The organism is Billgrantia hypersalina, from assembly GCF_052584175.1.
Genome location: NZ_JBMIQI010000018.1, coordinates 222,330 through 237,332, shown reverse-complemented (window position 1 = coordinate 237,332; position 15,003 = coordinate 222,330). Strand labels below are relative to the sequence as shown.

11 protein-coding genes are annotated in these 15,003 nt (G+C 45.1%); all 11 read left to right on the top strand.

Annotation, left to right across the window (positions count from 1 at the left end):
- The first annotated feature begins 3 nt into the window (after window positions 1–3).
- On the top strand, window positions 4–1,326 hold the full coding sequence (locus ACOJCM_RS15665; RefSeq protein ID WP_445213002.1) for a UDP-glucose dehydrogenase family protein: 1,323 nt from the start codon (window positions 4–6) through the stop codon (window positions 1,324–1,326).
- An 87-nt stretch (window positions 1,327–1,413) separates the two neighbouring features.
- Window positions 1,414–2,238, top strand: coding sequence for a 3'(2'),5'-bisphosphate nucleotidase CysQ (gene cysQ / locus ACOJCM_RS15660; protein ID WP_445213001.1), 825 nt, complete (start codon window positions 1,414–1,416; stop codon window positions 2,236–2,238).
- 40 nt (window positions 2,239–2,278) lie between these two features.
- Entirely contained in the window at window positions 2,279–3,064 is a 786-nt protein-coding gene (locus tag ACOJCM_RS15655; RefSeq protein ID WP_445213000.1) for a Wzz/FepE/Etk N-terminal domain-containing protein, read from the top strand.
- A 669-nt stretch (window positions 3,065–3,733) separates the two neighbouring features.
- Window positions 3,734–5,191 carry an MATE family efflux transporter gene (locus tag ACOJCM_RS15650; protein WP_445212999.1) on the top strand — a complete coding sequence of 486 codons (1,458 nt, stop codon included), beginning with the start codon at window positions 3,734–3,736 and terminating at the stop codon, window positions 5,189–5,191.
- A gap of 1 nt (window position 5,192) precedes the next feature.
- Entirely contained in the window at window positions 5,193–6,566 is a 1,374-nt protein-coding gene (locus ACOJCM_RS15645) for a Coenzyme F420 hydrogenase/dehydrogenase, beta subunit C-terminal domain (protein WP_445212998.1), read from the top strand.
- Window positions 6,563–7,696 carry a polysaccharide pyruvyl transferase family protein gene (locus ACOJCM_RS15640; protein WP_445212997.1) on the top strand — a complete coding sequence of 378 codons (1,134 nt, stop codon included), beginning with the start codon at window positions 6,563–6,565 and terminating at the stop codon, window positions 7,694–7,696. The genes ACOJCM_RS15645 and ACOJCM_RS15640 overlap by 4 nt, the downstream gene beginning before the upstream one ends.
- A gap of 1,549 nt (window positions 7,697–9,245) precedes the next feature.
- Window positions 9,246–10,229 carry a glycosyltransferase family 2 protein gene (locus ACOJCM_RS15635; protein WP_445212996.1) on the top strand — a complete coding sequence of 328 codons (984 nt, stop codon included), beginning with the start codon at window positions 9,246–9,248 and terminating at the stop codon, window positions 10,227–10,229.
- Between the two features lie 69 nt (window positions 10,230–10,298).
- On the top strand, window positions 10,299–11,468 hold the full coding sequence (locus ACOJCM_RS15630) for an O-antigen ligase family protein (RefSeq protein WP_445212995.1): 1,170 nt from the start codon (window positions 10,299–10,301) through the stop codon (window positions 11,466–11,468).
- Window positions 11,437–12,363 carry a glycosyltransferase family 2 protein gene (locus tag ACOJCM_RS15625; protein WP_445212994.1) on the top strand — a complete coding sequence of 309 codons (927 nt, stop codon included), beginning with the start codon at window positions 11,437–11,439 and terminating at the stop codon, window positions 12,361–12,363. The genes ACOJCM_RS15630 and ACOJCM_RS15625 overlap by 32 nt, the downstream gene beginning before the upstream one ends.
- Window positions 12,360–13,619 (top strand): TolB family protein, encoded by a 1,260-nt coding sequence (locus ACOJCM_RS15620; RefSeq protein WP_445212993.1) that lies wholly within the window; start codon window positions 12,360–12,362, stop codon window positions 13,617–13,619. Before ACOJCM_RS15625 ends, ACOJCM_RS15620 begins: the two co-directional genes overlap by 4 nt.
- Window positions 13,616–14,425 carry a glycosyltransferase gene (locus tag ACOJCM_RS15615; protein WP_445212992.1) on the top strand — a complete coding sequence of 270 codons (810 nt, stop codon included), beginning with the start codon at window positions 13,616–13,618 and terminating at the stop codon, window positions 14,423–14,425. Before ACOJCM_RS15620 ends, ACOJCM_RS15615 begins: the two co-directional genes overlap by 4 nt.
- Window positions 14,426–15,003 lie beyond the last annotated feature (578 nt).

Here is a 15,003-nt window from a genome sequence, read left to right as displayed (position 1 = left end):
ACGATGAACGTTACCGTTTTTGGAACCGGCTACGTTGGATTGGTGCAAGGAGCTGTGCTGGCCGATGTAGGGCATCATGTTGTGTGTGTGGATGTGGACGATGCCAAGGTCGAGCGCCTCAAGATGGGAGATGTGCCCATCTACGAGCCGGGCCTGGAACCGTTGGTGAAGGAGAACCATGCCGCCGGCCGGCTGGAGTTCACCACCGATGCGGCCGCCGCGGTCAAGCACGGCCAGGTGCAGTTCATTGCCGTGGGCACCCCGCCGGACGAAGACGGCAGTGCGGATCTCAAGTACGTGCTGGCCGTGGCCGAGACCATCGCCGAGCACATGGAACGTGACCAGATCATCATCGACAAGTCCACCGTGCCGGTGGGCACCGCCGACAGGGTGCGCGACAAGGTCGACGCCATACTGGAAGCCCGCGGGCGCAAGGATCTTCGCTTCGATGTGGTCTCCAACCCCGAATTCCTGAAAGAGGGTAGCGCCGTCAGCGACTGCCAGCGCCCCGATCGCATCATCATCGGCACCTCCAGCAAGCAGGCCGAAGATGTGGTGCGGGAGCTCTACGCTCCCTTCAGTCGGCAGTTCGACAAGATGATCGTGATGGACGTGCGCAGCGCGGAGCTGACCAAGTACGCCGCCAACTGCATGCTGGCGACAAAGATCAGCTTCATGAACGAGATGGCCAACCTGGCGGAACGGCTAGGTGCCGATATCGAGATGGTGCGCCAGGGCATCGGTTCCGATCCCCGGATCGGTTACCATTTCATCTACCCCGGCGTAGGGTACGGCGGCTCATGCTTCCCCAAGGACGTACAGGCATTGATTCGCGCTGCCGATGGGATCGACTTCGAGGCCAAGGTGCTCAAGGCCGTGGAGGCGCGCAACAACGAACAGAAGACCACGCTGTTCCAGAAGATAACCAAGCACTACCAGGGCCACCTGGAGGGCAAGACCTTCGCCATATGGGGCCTTGCCTTCAAGCCTAATACCGACGATATGCGCGAAGCCCCCAGCCGTGTATTGATGGAAGCGCTATGGGAAGCCGGCGCCAAGGTGCAGGCTTACGATCCGGAAGCCATGGACGAGGCCCAGCGCCTCTACGGCAACCGCGAGGACCTGAGCCTGTGCGGCACCAAGGAGGCCGCGCTGCGTGGTGCCGATGCCCTGGTGATCGTCACCGAGTGGCAAAGCTTCCGCGCGCCGGACTTCGAGCTGATCAAGCAGCAGCTTTCCGAACCGCTGATCATCGACGGGCGCAACATGTTCGACCCCAAGCGCATGGCGATCAAGGGTTTCACGTACCTTTCCGTTGGGCGTTAATGCAGTAACGTTAAGATTTTTAACGTCGAACGGCGCTTTGATAGCGTTGGGTGTCATTCTTGCAGCCCGAAGCCGCGGGAGTCGCTATTGACCGCTTTCGTTAACGATACCATGCGTAGCCGCCTTGCCGAAGGCGTTCGCGCCGCAGGGCGTGAAGTGCTGGCAATCTATGAACGTGGATTCGCTGTCGAGATCAAGCAGGACGATAGTCCACTGACCGAAGCGGACATGGCCGCGCATCATGCGTTGGTGGCGTTACTCGAAGCTGTAGCTCCCGATGTGCCGATTCTTTCCGAGGAGTCTGGTGAGATACCTTACGAGATTCGCCGGCGTTGGCAGCGCTACTGGCTCGTCGACCCGCTGGACGGCACCAAGGAGTTCATCAAGCGCAATGGTGAGTTCACGCTGAACGTGGCGCTTATCGAAGCGGGCGAGCCCGATTTCGGTATCGTCCACGCCCCGGTGCTGGATACCACCTGGTTCGGGCAGTTAGGGCAGGGCGCGTGGAAGCAGAAAGCTGCTAACGCTCCTGAACCGATCCATGTGCGCCCACTGCCCGACCCCATGCATGCGCCTTGGATAGTCGCGGGCAGCCGTTCCCATGGACTTGCCGAGCTGGAAGCCTTCTGCGCTCGCCTGCCGAATCATGAGCGCATCACAATGGGAAGTTCGCTGAAGTTCTGCCTCATCGCTGAGGGCAAAGCCGACCTCTACCTCCGACTGGGGCCGACCAGTGAATGGGACACGGCTGCGTCACAGGCGGTCTTAAAAGCCGCAGGAGGTGAAGTGCTTAATATCCGGACCTTGGAATCGCTGCGATACAATCAGCAGGAAAGCCTTATCAACCCCGAATTTATTGCCTTTGGTCAGCGCGTTAGACAATGGATTGAAATCTTACCGTTGCACCGCTAAAGGAACGACGAAGCATATCTTGGACGAGACTTATAAACTCATGACGACCCACTCTGTGCCCCCCCATCACCAATCCAAAGTGCATGGCGACGAGATTACTTTAGTAGACTTGGCCAAAATTTTGATCAAGCGCTGGAAAGCTATTCTCATCACTTTCCTTATTGTCGTTACAGGAGCGCTAGCCTATGTGCTGCTGCAGGAGCGTACGTATCAATATGTCTCCCTCTACCACTTAGCAGAGCAAGGGGGGGGCGGGGCTCCTACAGGGTTGGAATCCCCCAATTCGATAATTGCCAAAATCCAGAACCTCTACCTAGGGCCGGCGGTTCGGGAGCTCATCCAATCTAGCAACCTTGAGCGTTTGCCGTTTGAGATTAACGCCAACAACCCCATCGATACACTATTAGTGCGGCTGGAGTCGAACACCAGCGAGTCGAATAGCGAGTTAGTAGCCGAGCTGCACGAATATTTATTGCAGCGCGCTATGGATGACCAACAGTCGCTCGTTGAGCATAGCCGAGAGCGGCTGGAGAGGCGGCTTGCGCGTGCCGAGCTGGCGCTGGAAACTGCTGAGCAGCGTGAAGCGAGCGGTGAACTGCTGGCAACCCAAATGAACCGCATAGCTGAGATAGAAACACGTTTAGCACAACTCAATGAGGGCCGGGTAGTACAAGTCGCGGTGCAAAGCCTGGAGCCAACCGGTACCAGCCGTACGCTAATTTTAGCCTTAGCCATAGTTATGGGCGGAATACTGGCTCTAATGGTGGCGTTTATGTTACATTTTTCTAGTATTGTGAGACTTAGTCTGCAGGAAGGCTCAAGGTAAAAAAAGCGGCAAAAAAGTTCGTATTCGGATCTGCAGACATTGGATCGTGACAAGTCTAAGAACTAACTGATGCCAAGCTCATGTCCAGTATGATTGCGACCATCGCATGAACATAAAGAACCTTAGGTGGAGGGTTGTTATGACCGAATGCAAGACAAGAAAATTCTTTAATTCGGTGTGTTAGATTTTTTGTCAACACAGGTGCAGTGCTGTCTGTAAATATATATTGCTATTTTACTGTTTTCCACCTCAGAGATGGCTTGCTAGCGCCATTTAATACGGAAAACCTACATAAGCAACCAGATGAAGGGGGGGTGATAAAACGAAAAATTCTGAGCAAGAATTGCTTGCAAGAACACAAATTGTTTAGCTGGGTATCGGGCGACCACAACCTGTGCGGTATCAAGGGAGCCACCCTACGATTCGCTAACGTTCTGGCGAGCATTGCCGATGTAAAATTTTCCGCGCCACGGTTTTTGACCTGTTCAAACAGCAACCCTCCTAACCGTTCACTACGCAAATTTATTATATCCAAGCTCATATAAATAGCAGTGAAAACTTCAGGTACTATTCGGTAGGGCTCTTAATAGTTGCTAAAGCATGCTAGTAAACAATCACAGACGCATTCTACGTAACACTGGCCTGCTTTACATACGCATGCTATTGGCCATGGCGGTTGGCCTGTATACGTCCCGCGTGGTGCTAGATGTCCTTGGCGCCGAAGACTTTGGAACCTACCATGTGGTAGCTGGGTTTGTCGCTTTGCTTGGCTTTTTGCAGGGCGCGATGGTTACTGCCACCCAACGCTACTTCGCTTTCGATATAGGTCAGAACAGCGGCAGCAACCTACGTAGCTTGTTCAATACTAGTTTAAAGGTTCACGCTCTGCTGGCGTTCTGCATTGTTCTGATAGCCGAAACCTTTGGTTACTGGTTCGTTAGCACTCAGCTAGTCTTCCCAGAAGGCAGACTGGATGCTGCGCTCATGGCCTACCACCTATCGGTAGCAACTTTTGCTATAACCGTAATGACTGTGCCCCTGATAGCCATGCTTATGGCTAACGAACGAATGGGATTATTTGCCCTGATGGGGATGCTCGATATCCTGCTCAAGTTGGTGGCTGCACTGCTCTTGCCATATCTAGCCTACGATAAGTTGAGCATGTATGCTGGTTTGCTGCTGGGAGTATCGATCGTTACCTTTAGTGGCTACCTACTGGTAAATCGCTCGATCTTCCCCGCTGTGCGCCTCCAGTGGGGCTGGAACCAAGAAAGTTTTTACAGCATGCTGGGCTTTACCGCTTGGAACACCTGGGGTAACTTTGCGGCCTCCATGTCAGAGCATGGTAATAACATGCTGATCAATATCTTTTTTGGTTCTGCTGTCAACGCTGGTCGTAGCATTGCAACACAAGCCAATGCCGCATTGAATCAATTCGTTGTCAATGTTCAGGCTGCGGTTAACCCGCAAATAGTCAAGTTGTATGCCAGTGGCAACAAGACAGAAATGCATCAGCTTGTGCTACGGGCGGCCAAATATAACTTCTTCGTTCTTTTAACACTTGCGATGCCAGTTCTACTGAATACTGAGCATTTGCTAAGGCTATGGCTGGTGCAGGTGCCACCATATGCATCAATTTTGTTGCAGTTGACCATCATTGCGTCATTAATTAACTCGATATCTGGACCTCTGATGACTTCTGCTCAAGCAACAGGCCATATCCGTGTGTATCATAGCGTAGTAGGCGGGGTTCTGTTGTTGAATGTGCCGATAAACTATCTGCTTCTGTCATATGGGCTACCGCCAGAAACGGTTTTGGCGGTAACCATATGCCTGGCACTGGTTGCATTGATTGCGCGCTTATACATCATTACACCTCTGATAGGCCTGTCGGCAGGGTTGTTTGTTTCGCATGTTGTTATCAGGGTAGGTGTAGTAGCATTAATGGCGGTAAATATCGCGGTCTTGACTCAGATTGCGTCAATTGATTCATTACTGCTGCTTCTTGTAAACATGGTAGTTGCCATGTCAGTTACTCTGACAATGATATGGTTTTTTGGTTTGGAAGGAATTGAAAAGAAAATGGTCATAATCCTATTGAAATCTTTGAAAAAACGGATCAGGTAAAATGGATTTTGGAAAACCCCTTGTTCTGTCAAAAGTCGTAGAAAAGGACCTGTGTATCGGCTGCGGTGCTTGTGTACAGGCATGCCCAAACAAGGCGTTGGATGTAAACTGGAACGATTATGGTTTTCTGATTGCGACCCGTAACGACAACATCTGTGACGCTGATGGGGTATGTATAAAAGTTTGTCCATTCAATCCCGAACCAGATATTGAATATAAGGACGAAGATGGTTTGGCAGCGGTTTTTCTAGCTGAAGCCCACAACCATCACCCCAAAGTAGGGCGATACCATGCCATTTACGCCGGTTACTCAAATAAGTACCGTGAAACGTCGTCTTCAGGAGGTATTGGCACTTATGTTTACGAAAAGCTTCTCAATAGAAATTTGGTAAACCATATAGTTACAGTTGGCGAGTCGGAGTCTTCAGACACACACTATGAGTACAACATCGTTAGCAGTAAAGAAGAACTGTTGCGTATATCCAAAACTCGTTACTATCCAGTCACGTTGGCTACTGCGCTAGAAAAAATTAAACTATTGGAGGGAAAAGTTGCAATCAGTGGTGTTGGATGCTTCATAAAAGCAATCAGGCTTGCTCAAGATAACGATCCTGTCTTGAAGGAAAAAATTACCTTTCTGGTGGGGATTATTTGTGGCGGGGTTAAAAGCAAATTTTTTACCGATTATCTTGCTGATAGAGCCGGCTCGTCGTTACATAATTTTACCAATCCAGAGTACCGTGTTAAGGATAAAAATAGTTCCGCAATAGACTACGGATTTAGTTGCATCGATAACCCTAGTAGCACCACAAAACTGATAAAAATGCAAGAAGTAGGTGATATGTGGGGTACAGGGATGTTCAAAGCCAACGCTTGTGATTTTTGCGATGACGTTACAACCGAGCTGTCTGACATTTCTTTGGGTGATGCTTGGCTAAAGCCTTACAGTCAGGACGGTAGCGGGCACAACGTTGTTGTTTGTCGCACAGAATTAGCGGATCGAATTCTGCAAGAAGGTGTAAAAAGTGGAGAGTTACACCTTGATAGTCTATCTCTCGAAAAATTTCTAGCGTCACAACAGGGTAGCTTTAACCACAGACATGATGGAATGAGCACAAGAGTGAAACTAGCAAGGCGTAATGGTCATACAGTACCGCCCACGCGTGTCAGCAAGAATAAGTTACCGTTTTATCTCGAACTGGTCCAACGTGGGCGACGAGAGACACGCTTTAAAAGTTTAGAAGTATGGGCGGAACATAAAAATTCGATAGAGTTTGACCGTTGTATGAAACCTGTGTTGTTGAAATTGAAGATAGTCACCAAGCTATCACACATTATGAGAAAAGTTAAAAGAATAACCGGTATTAAATCATGAAAATTGCTATCATGACCCAGCCCTTGGGTAAAAATTATGGAGGCATAATTCAAGCCTGGGCTCTGCAGCAGGTACTAAAAAAAGCAGGGCACGAGCCGGTTACCATTGATCGGCAGGAAGAAGCCAAAGGCCCCGCGTACCATGCGGTCCGCCTTGGCTACCGCTTGCTGCAACAGGTGTTGGGTAAGCGCAAGGCGCCAATTCATTTCGAACGACATATGCCTTTTATTTACCAACACACTCATGCTTTTATTGATCAGCAGCTTAGCATGTCTGAGCCACTGGGTAGCACCGCAGAACTCAAGGCCCATTTCAAGAGTGAGCAGTACGATGCGGTAATAGTCGGCAGTGATCAGACATGGCGCCCAAGATATTCGCCAAACATTGAAAACTTTTTTTTCGATTTTCTGCAAGGTAGCGATATCAAGCGCATTGCTTACGCTTCTTCCTTTGGTGTAGATAAATGGGAATTCACCGAAGAGCAAACCCGACGCTGCGCTGCCCTTGCGAAGCAGTTTGATGCTATCAGCGTGCGTGAGAAATCCGGCGTGGCCCTATGCAGGAACCACTTAGGAGTGGAAGCTACGCACGTTCTTGATCCGTCTCTGTTACTAGAAAGACATGACTACGAAGATTTATACAAAAGCAAAGAACTACCCGTAAGGAAGGGAATTTACACCTACATCCTCGACCAGTCGGAATGGAAAGGCCAAGTAGTACAAACCGCCAAGCAAATACTTAAGAAGCCCCAGTACAGCAACCAGCCAAAATTAGTTATGTCGAAGAGTAGCGCAAGGAATCTGAACGATTGTAAAATGCCCAGGTTAGAAAACTGGTTAAAAGGCTTCGCCGAAGCTGATTTAGTCATCACTGACTCATTCCACGGCACAGTTTTTTCCATCATTTTTAACAAACCTTTTATTAGTTTGGTTAATCCAAGTAGAGGGGCGTCGAGGTTTTTATCTCTCGCTAATGAGTTGGGGCTAGAATGGAGGCTATTAACTGAATACGATGAAAAAAGTGTAATAAAATTACTTCACACACCTATTAACTTTAATCATGTAATAAAAAACCTCGAAACCCTTCGCAATAAATCAACTGATTTTTTATGTAAAGAGCTTGCTAATTAAAAGCCACTTTCTGTAAAACGGTACAGTTTTTACCATACGTGCATTTTCGAACCCTTTATTGTTAAGTGAAAAAGACGTCTAATTTGTTAAAAATACGTTTTTATGATAATTTTTACCTATACTTTGCTCTATCTTTAATAAATGGAGCACCAGAACCTTGCTCCTGATTTATTAATTGCTTCTTGTGCTTTATTCTTTCACTTAAGATAAATTAATTTAGATATGCGCTTGTTACGAACATAATGTTTTTATTTCTTTCATAAAATTCAGACAAGCTTAATAGTAACTTTCTTAAAACGTAGTTTTTATAGAGACGTAAATTGCCGATAATAAAGTTTTTAACTATTATATGTGCTAGGCATTGACAGTATAATAAAAATTAACTTATAACTTTCCATCGAGTTGAGTGCTATGGTAACTCGCTTTTCAGAATGACCTCACCATTTCAGAGGTGGAGGGCTGTATCGGAGAGGCTCAACGTAACTGCGAAGAGCTAAGAGGCGCTGGGCGAGACCAGTCTGCTAATCTACACACTAAAGTTTTGCTGTCTGCTCGACGAGTATGAGATCTCGTAAGGTCGTTGCAGGCGGAAATGGACAAGGAGGTCTGCGTAGCATGACTTGCCAAGCTGTGTTGGTGGCTGGGACTCGTATACTCTGTATTACCGGCCCGAGCCACGGCATCGTGCGAAAAATACCAAACTGGCTAATAAGGTAGGTTAAGCTGGCCCTAGTCCAGTTTTTAACCTTTGACTATTGCCTGATGGCGTGAAACCTGAGCGAGAACCGTAAAGCGAGAATACGACGCATCCTACTATTGGAGGGGGGGCACGAACGCAAGCGGCCCTGGGCTTTCGTCCCGGCGTCAGTGACTTCACGGCTTGATGAGGGATGGGCTATCGAACCCACGCCTTTTTGACGGCATTAAAACCGCCGCAGCGGCGTTGGAAGAGCACCTGGTAGACCGATTCGGCGGCCTGGCTCGCATCATTAATTTATCGTCTGGATTACGTCAATGGGCTCGCCTTTAGCAGCTGCCACCATATAAAGCGATAGAGAAAGCTAATGGCCTCACCAAATTTTGCAAAGGGATATACCTAGTACAAAAGGGGTGCTGGTTCGCTTCTTCTATATTTTAATTGAAGAATAAATTCGTCAGCATGTGTTGGAATTCCTAGGTTAGGCCCGATTGGCCATTGAACTCTGCATATGGTAGTAATGTAGAATGATAGTATTAGTCTCTAGGGTATGTGGCACCTCACAAATATTCTGCATTAGCCGCGTAGCAAAAGTGTTTATCGCGTCAGTTTTGATATTAGCATACGCGTTCTAACAAACATTTATTTGTGAATGTGGAATAGAATCTTGCAATGGAAAAACTTATTTATTATATACTTTGTGCGTATATTAAAGCAGTAATGTTCTAATCTCCTTATGCCGACAGCTTTTTGTTAACTTAAAATTGACTTTCATCATAAATGCCAAGGTTTAGAAACGCGCTGTGCAATTGCCTATGCGTGCCCTTGCTAAACCACCTGTGAGGATCCATATTGAATAGTAATCCAACCATTTCAATTATTATACCCGTTTACGGTGTTGAAAATTATATTTCTAAATGTCTTGCTAGTATCAAGCAGCAAACCTTCGCTGATTTCGAAGCCATATTAATAAATGATGGCACTAAGGATAATTCAATTACTGTCGCAAAAGAAGCGATTGCTGGAGACGAACGCTTTATTATTATTCACAAGGAAAATGGTGGGCAGGGTTCTGCACGTAATTTAGGGCTTGATTATTCTCGTGGTGAATATATTGCCTTCATTGATAGCGATGACTATGTAGAGCCACGATTTCTACAAGCCATGTATGAAGAGCTCAAGCGTGCAGAAGCTGAAGTGTGCGTGTGTAATGCATGGTATGTTTCGGAGACAGGAGAAGTAGTAAAAACATTTCGAAATCAAACATTAAAATTCTTAGACGAAAAGGATGTTCTAAATGCTGATTTATATATTTCAAATTGGATGTGCGATAAGCTTTTTTCGAAAAAAATTTTTCAGGGTGTGAGGTTTGATCCAAGCGTAAAAACATTTGAAGATGCGCATCTTTTGTTTAGATTAGTTTATAACCGTAAGTTGGCTCAAACTGATGAATTCCTTTATCATTATGTGCAGCGAAAGGGGTCAACTACACACGGACTGAAGCCCGGCTACTTAAAAGATCGTATGGCTGTAACTAATATTAAGTTCTCATTTGCAAAAAAAATAGAGTTGTGTGATTCTCAATATTTGAATTACGTGTATTTGAAAGTATTTGTTTTTCCTGCCATTGTAACGTTTGCGAGATACTCTAAACACTATTTATATGACATAAAAGAGCTCAAGACTACGTTAGAACCAAAAAGGTATAACCTAAAGAATATAATGAAAGTAATTAAAAGAAATAAAAAAGTAGGCGTATCACTTCTGTTTTTTAAGGCATCGCCCAGGCTTTTTCGGCTTTTTGTTCGTTATTGGTTTCAGGGGCATGAGGCGTGAGTATCGGTTATCTTTATGCCGTCTAACATCCTTTGGTTTTGGTTGAGTACTTGATGGGGTGCCTAAGTTATGTATTCAGCTTTACAATATAAAATATTTGTTTGGCTTGCTTCTATAAGCATTTGGCTGACACTATCCATTCCCTCAGTGAAGCTTATTTACTCTAATCATTTTGTTAACTTGTCTGCTCTAACCTCGCTTGTTATTATGTCTTTCTTTGTGATCAATGTGAAACTTGGGAATGATAAAAAAATTATTTTATTCTTATGGTCATTTTTTTGTATTTTGTATTCCGGTAGTATGTTATGGAGTAAATTTACTTTTGACCGTAATGACGTTTTTTCTTTTTTGTACTTATCTTTTTCTGTTTATCTGATCACAATTATAAGTTCATATGATATATTAAAAAAAACAGGATCGTTAATTTTTGCATGGGGAGTGTTTATAGCGATATGGCAGATAACTGTCGGAGTAAGTACGAGCCGCGACTTCGGTCAACATTATTTAACAGTTTCTATGCCATTAGGTGCTGCCTTAGCTTACTCACTACGCTTCCTTTTTTCCACTGAGGATACTTTTGTTAAACGAGTATTTTATGCTTCTTCATTAGTTGTTATTTTAATGGCGCTCTCTACTCTATTAAGTAGGTCGGCTTTAATATTTAATGCTGTTATTTCAATAATGTTTTTCTTTGCTTTCCTCTTGATAAATACTAATGTTCGGTTACGCTATAAAACGTTTTTTGTATCAATAGTCATTACTATCTCTGCAATTGGAATATATACCTTTGCTGAAAAAATTGAGTTTAGACAAGCAGGTCGTATGCTCCGGCTTATTGAAAATACCAGTTCAGAGCCGCGGATGGTGGACAAATATATTCCAGCCATTAACTATATAGCCGATAACCCTTTTTTGGGTTATGGGATTGGCTCTTCTAAAGCCCTTTATGGTAACTACCCTCATAATATTTTTCTAGAAATACTATCTATCGGCGGGCTGGTTTTATTTATGCCTTTTATTGTTATTGTTTTATTATTTTTTATGGTTGGTATTAAAGTTCTTAGAAAATATATGTATAACCCGCACTTGTTAAGCGCTGCCGGTGTTTCTTTATTTTTCTTTCTCCAGTTCAACTCCTCCTTTTCCATTACAAGTTCTTACATTGCTATTGGATCTATGGTTTTACTGATTACAGGGTTTAATGATTATGTCAGGTCAGAGCACAACGAATACTATTAGCATAGTTATCCCAACTCATAATCGTCCAGATGGCTTACGCCATTCATTGCAGAGTATTATTAATCAGACACTTTTGCCTAATGAGATAATTGTTGTCGATGATGGCTCTGTTCCGGCGGTGAATAAAGCTATCTTTCAGGATTTTCCAGAAAGCGTAAACTGTACCCTGTTGCGTAATGAAAAACCACGTGGTGGAAACAATGCAAGAAACCAGGGGGTAATTGCTGCAACAGGCTCATTCATAGCTTTTTTGGATGATGATGATGAATTTAAGCCATGTAAGATAGAGCGAATAATAAGCATGTTGAGTAACCAATCACCAGATTTAATAACAAGCTTTGCTACTGTAAGCTTGGAGAATAAATATTTTTATACGATAAGGCCTCCAGCTGAATGCAACTATGAGGAACAGTTGATTAAAAATAAGACCGGTATGACCTCCATGGTTTGTGTTCGTAAGGAGAGTTTTATTTATGCTGGTATGTTTGACGAAGAATTGGAGGCTAGACAGGACTACGAGGCCTGGTTAAGAATGTTAAAAAAGGGGTTTACGTATAGCTGCATTGAAACTGATTTGGTGCAAATAAATATGTCCTTTTGTTCTGCAAGTGTTTCAAAATCGATTGAAAACAATATTGCTGCGGTTTCTCTTATTGATAAGAAATACTATGGCGATATATCAATGCTTAATGAAGACCAGAAGAAAGAGCGGTCTGCAGCATTTTCGACATTTTTCGCGCACAAATATATGATGAATGGTCTTAATTTCAAAGCCTTTCGTGTTCTATTGTCCTCTTTTATGAGGTATAGGCAGTTTAAATTTTTATTCGCTGCCTTTTTTAGCATGTTAGGCCGAAAAGCGTTTTTTTTTATTTTTTCAAAGGTGAATAAATGACAGAGTTCAACAATGTAGAGCGTGCCGGGGCACGCCTCTTGGCTCGCTTTCCTTTAGTAAAAAAAATCGCTAAATTTTCTTACACAAGGTTGGTTTATTTAAGGGCTAAAAAAAACTACACGCACCAAGTTAAGTCTCCAATTGTAATGTATTGCACAGATGCTCAAGAAAATTTTTTTGGCTATTATGATAAGTCTCCAATAAATTCCAAGGGCATCGTTCTGGTTTGTACAGTGCAGGGCAGTACTAAGGAAAAGCCGGCTGCTGATGCTGCGATTAAACTGGCTGTTATAACTGGGAAGAATAATATTTTAACTATTCCTGTTCAAGCTTATAACTGGCAGCAAGGCTGCCGTGCGCACTGGCTGAATGATGACGAGTTTATTTTTAATGATTTTGACGAAGACGAGAAATGTTATGCAGCCAGAATTTTTTCGGTTAGTAAGGAAGCTGAAGTAAAACGCTACTTGCTTGCAGTTCAGGATTCGTTTAAGGATGAATATTTTATATCTTTGAATTACCAGCGACTCATGGCGCTGCGTCCCGATTATGGCTACCGTAATCTGCCATCTCTAGATGCTAAACAGCTGGCAGACCTGAGCAATGATGGTTTGTGGTATGTTGATATTAATACAGGTGAGTCCAGGCTTCTGGTTAGTATTCAACAGGCATGTGAGTTAAGTCCCTTGAAAGACTTTGCCGGTGCCCAGCACAAGTTTAATCATGTGCTTATATCTCCGAATGGCGAGCAGTTGGTTTTCATGCACCGCTTTCTTCAAGGCCAAAGGCGCTCTGACAGGCTTATTCTGCTAGACATTGCATCGGGTGAGCTTCAGCTGCTGGCTGATTTTGGGATGGTCAGCCATTGTTTTTGGGCAGATGACTCAACTATTTTAGGTTATATGCGTGGCCCTGAGTATATCGACGCCTATTGGTTAGTTGATACAGGTTCAAAAGAATTTTCGCGTTTGCCAGGTAACGCTCTACATGGCTATGGTGACGGCCATCCGCATGTTCATGGTGATTGGTTTGTCACTGATACCTATCCTGACAAAGCTAGAATGCAGCACTTGTTTCTTTGTAACTGGAAAACAGGTGAAGTAAAACAGCTTGGTGAATTTTTTCATGGCTTTGACTATACTGGCGAAAGCCGATGTGATCTGCATCCAAGATTTTCTAGAGATGGTCAGAAAGTTTTCTTCGACACTGTATTTTCTGGTAAGCGTCAACTATGCTCTATGGATCTTGAGCTATGAGTCTGTCAGTCCTGCTGTCGGTTTACCATAACGAGTCTCCTGAGTTTCTCGATGCTGCACTTTTCAGCACTTATGACTCACAAACACTTAAGCCAAACCAAATTGTATTGGTACAGGATGGCCCGCTCACGCCTAATCTGGATGCGGTCATTAATAAGTGGCAACGGAACCTTGGCAATGTGTTGACGGTTGTCCCTCTAGTGCGAAACATTGGACTGGGGGCTGCTCTGAATGAAGGCATAAAGCACTGCCGGTATGATTTGGTGGCTCGTATGGATACCGATGATATCGCTTTACCTGAACGCTTTGAGAAGCAAGTTGCTTTTATGCGTGCACATCCTGTTATCTCTGCTTCAAGTGCAGGACTTGAGGAGTGGAACGAAGATTTGAGTCGGCAGACGGGTCAGCGTCTTTTGCCGACAGACCCTGAGCGGTTAGCAAAATTTGCTCTAACAAGAAGTCCGCTGAGTCATCCTGTTGCTATTTTTCGTAAATCTGATGTCTTGGCTGTTGGGGGGTACCCTGCCTTACAGAAAGCACAGGATTACGGACTATGGAGTGTACTGCTTTCGAAGGGATACAAGCTGGCAAATCTGCCTGATGTGCTATTGATAATGCGGACTGGGACCAATTTTTTTGGGCGACGTGACTGGTCCTATTTCAAACAAGAAGCTAAATTGTTAAGTTTTCAAAGACAGATTGGATTTTTGCCTTATCATTTGTATCTCCGCAATCTCCTGCTTAAAGGTGCGTTACGGCTTTCGCCAGCTTTCTTAAAGCGTCTTGCCTATCGACACGCTCGTTGAGTTAGCTACGCCATAAAATCCTTACCCCGCCTTTTTTTAGGGCGCACCGTTTCGCAGCGGTTTTTCGGCCGGGCTTTAGTGACCCTTATTGTCTGCAGATATAGTGCGGCTAACGCGTCTGTCCAGATACCAGAGACCGGCATATGTCTGCGAAGTGAATGCCAATGTTAAGTATGAGAAAAACGTAAGCGCGCTCTTAAATTTATCTTTTGAAGTGATCGCTTCCGGTCAGACTGGTGACCTCTGATGTTGAGGTGGACACTTGATTGAGCTGAACAAGAGACATGCCTTTTGGCTGGACCATCTTTATCATGCATCATCAAGGAATTTGGTAGAGAGTGAGTATGTCGACGAGCAGCACCTGGATTGGGCAGCGTTCCGAAGGTGAGAAAAACGTCTAAGAAGAAATATCGTATCGGTACCGCTGCGTCAACCGAGACGTGCTTCGTCGCCGTTGCATAGTCACCGTGATGCGACCAAGTAAGGCGATCTAGTTCTATCTGAGCCATAAACTGGTAGCTAAGCCCAAGCAGGTCGGTGGGTTGGCCCTACTGCTCCAGAAGGCCACAGAGCCCAAC

Coding starts and splice junctions, on each gene's coding strand:
- ACOJCM_RS15665 (WP_445213002.1), top strand. CDS start 4: ATGAACGTTACCGTTTTTGGAACCGGCTACGTTGGATTGGTGCAAGGA.
- ACOJCM_RS15655 (WP_445213000.1), top strand. CDS start 2,279: ATGACGACCCACTCTGTGCCCCCCCATCACCAATCCAAAGTGCATGGC.
- ACOJCM_RS15650 (WP_445212999.1), top strand. CDS start 3,734: ATGGCGGTTGGCCTGTATACGTCCCGCGTGGTGCTAGATGTCCTTGGC.
- ACOJCM_RS15645 (WP_445212998.1), top strand. CDS start 5,193: ATGGATTTTGGAAAACCCCTTGTTCTGTCAAAAGTCGTAGAAAAGGAC.
- ACOJCM_RS15640 (WP_445212997.1), top strand. CDS start 6,563: ATGAAAATTGCTATCATGACCCAGCCCTTGGGTAAAAATTATGGAGGC.
- ACOJCM_RS15630 (WP_445212995.1), top strand. CDS start 10,299: ATGTATTCAGCTTTACAATATAAAATATTTGTTTGGCTTGCTTCTATA.
- ACOJCM_RS15625 (WP_445212994.1), top strand. CDS start 11,437: ATGTCAGGTCAGAGCACAACGAATACTATTAGCATAGTTATCCCAACT.
- ACOJCM_RS15620 (WP_445212993.1), top strand. CDS start 12,360: ATGACAGAGTTCAACAATGTAGAGCGTGCCGGGGCACGCCTCTTGGCT.
- ACOJCM_RS15615 (WP_445212992.1), top strand. CDS start 13,616: ATGAGTCTGTCAGTCCTGCTGTCGGTTTACCATAACGAGTCTCCTGAG.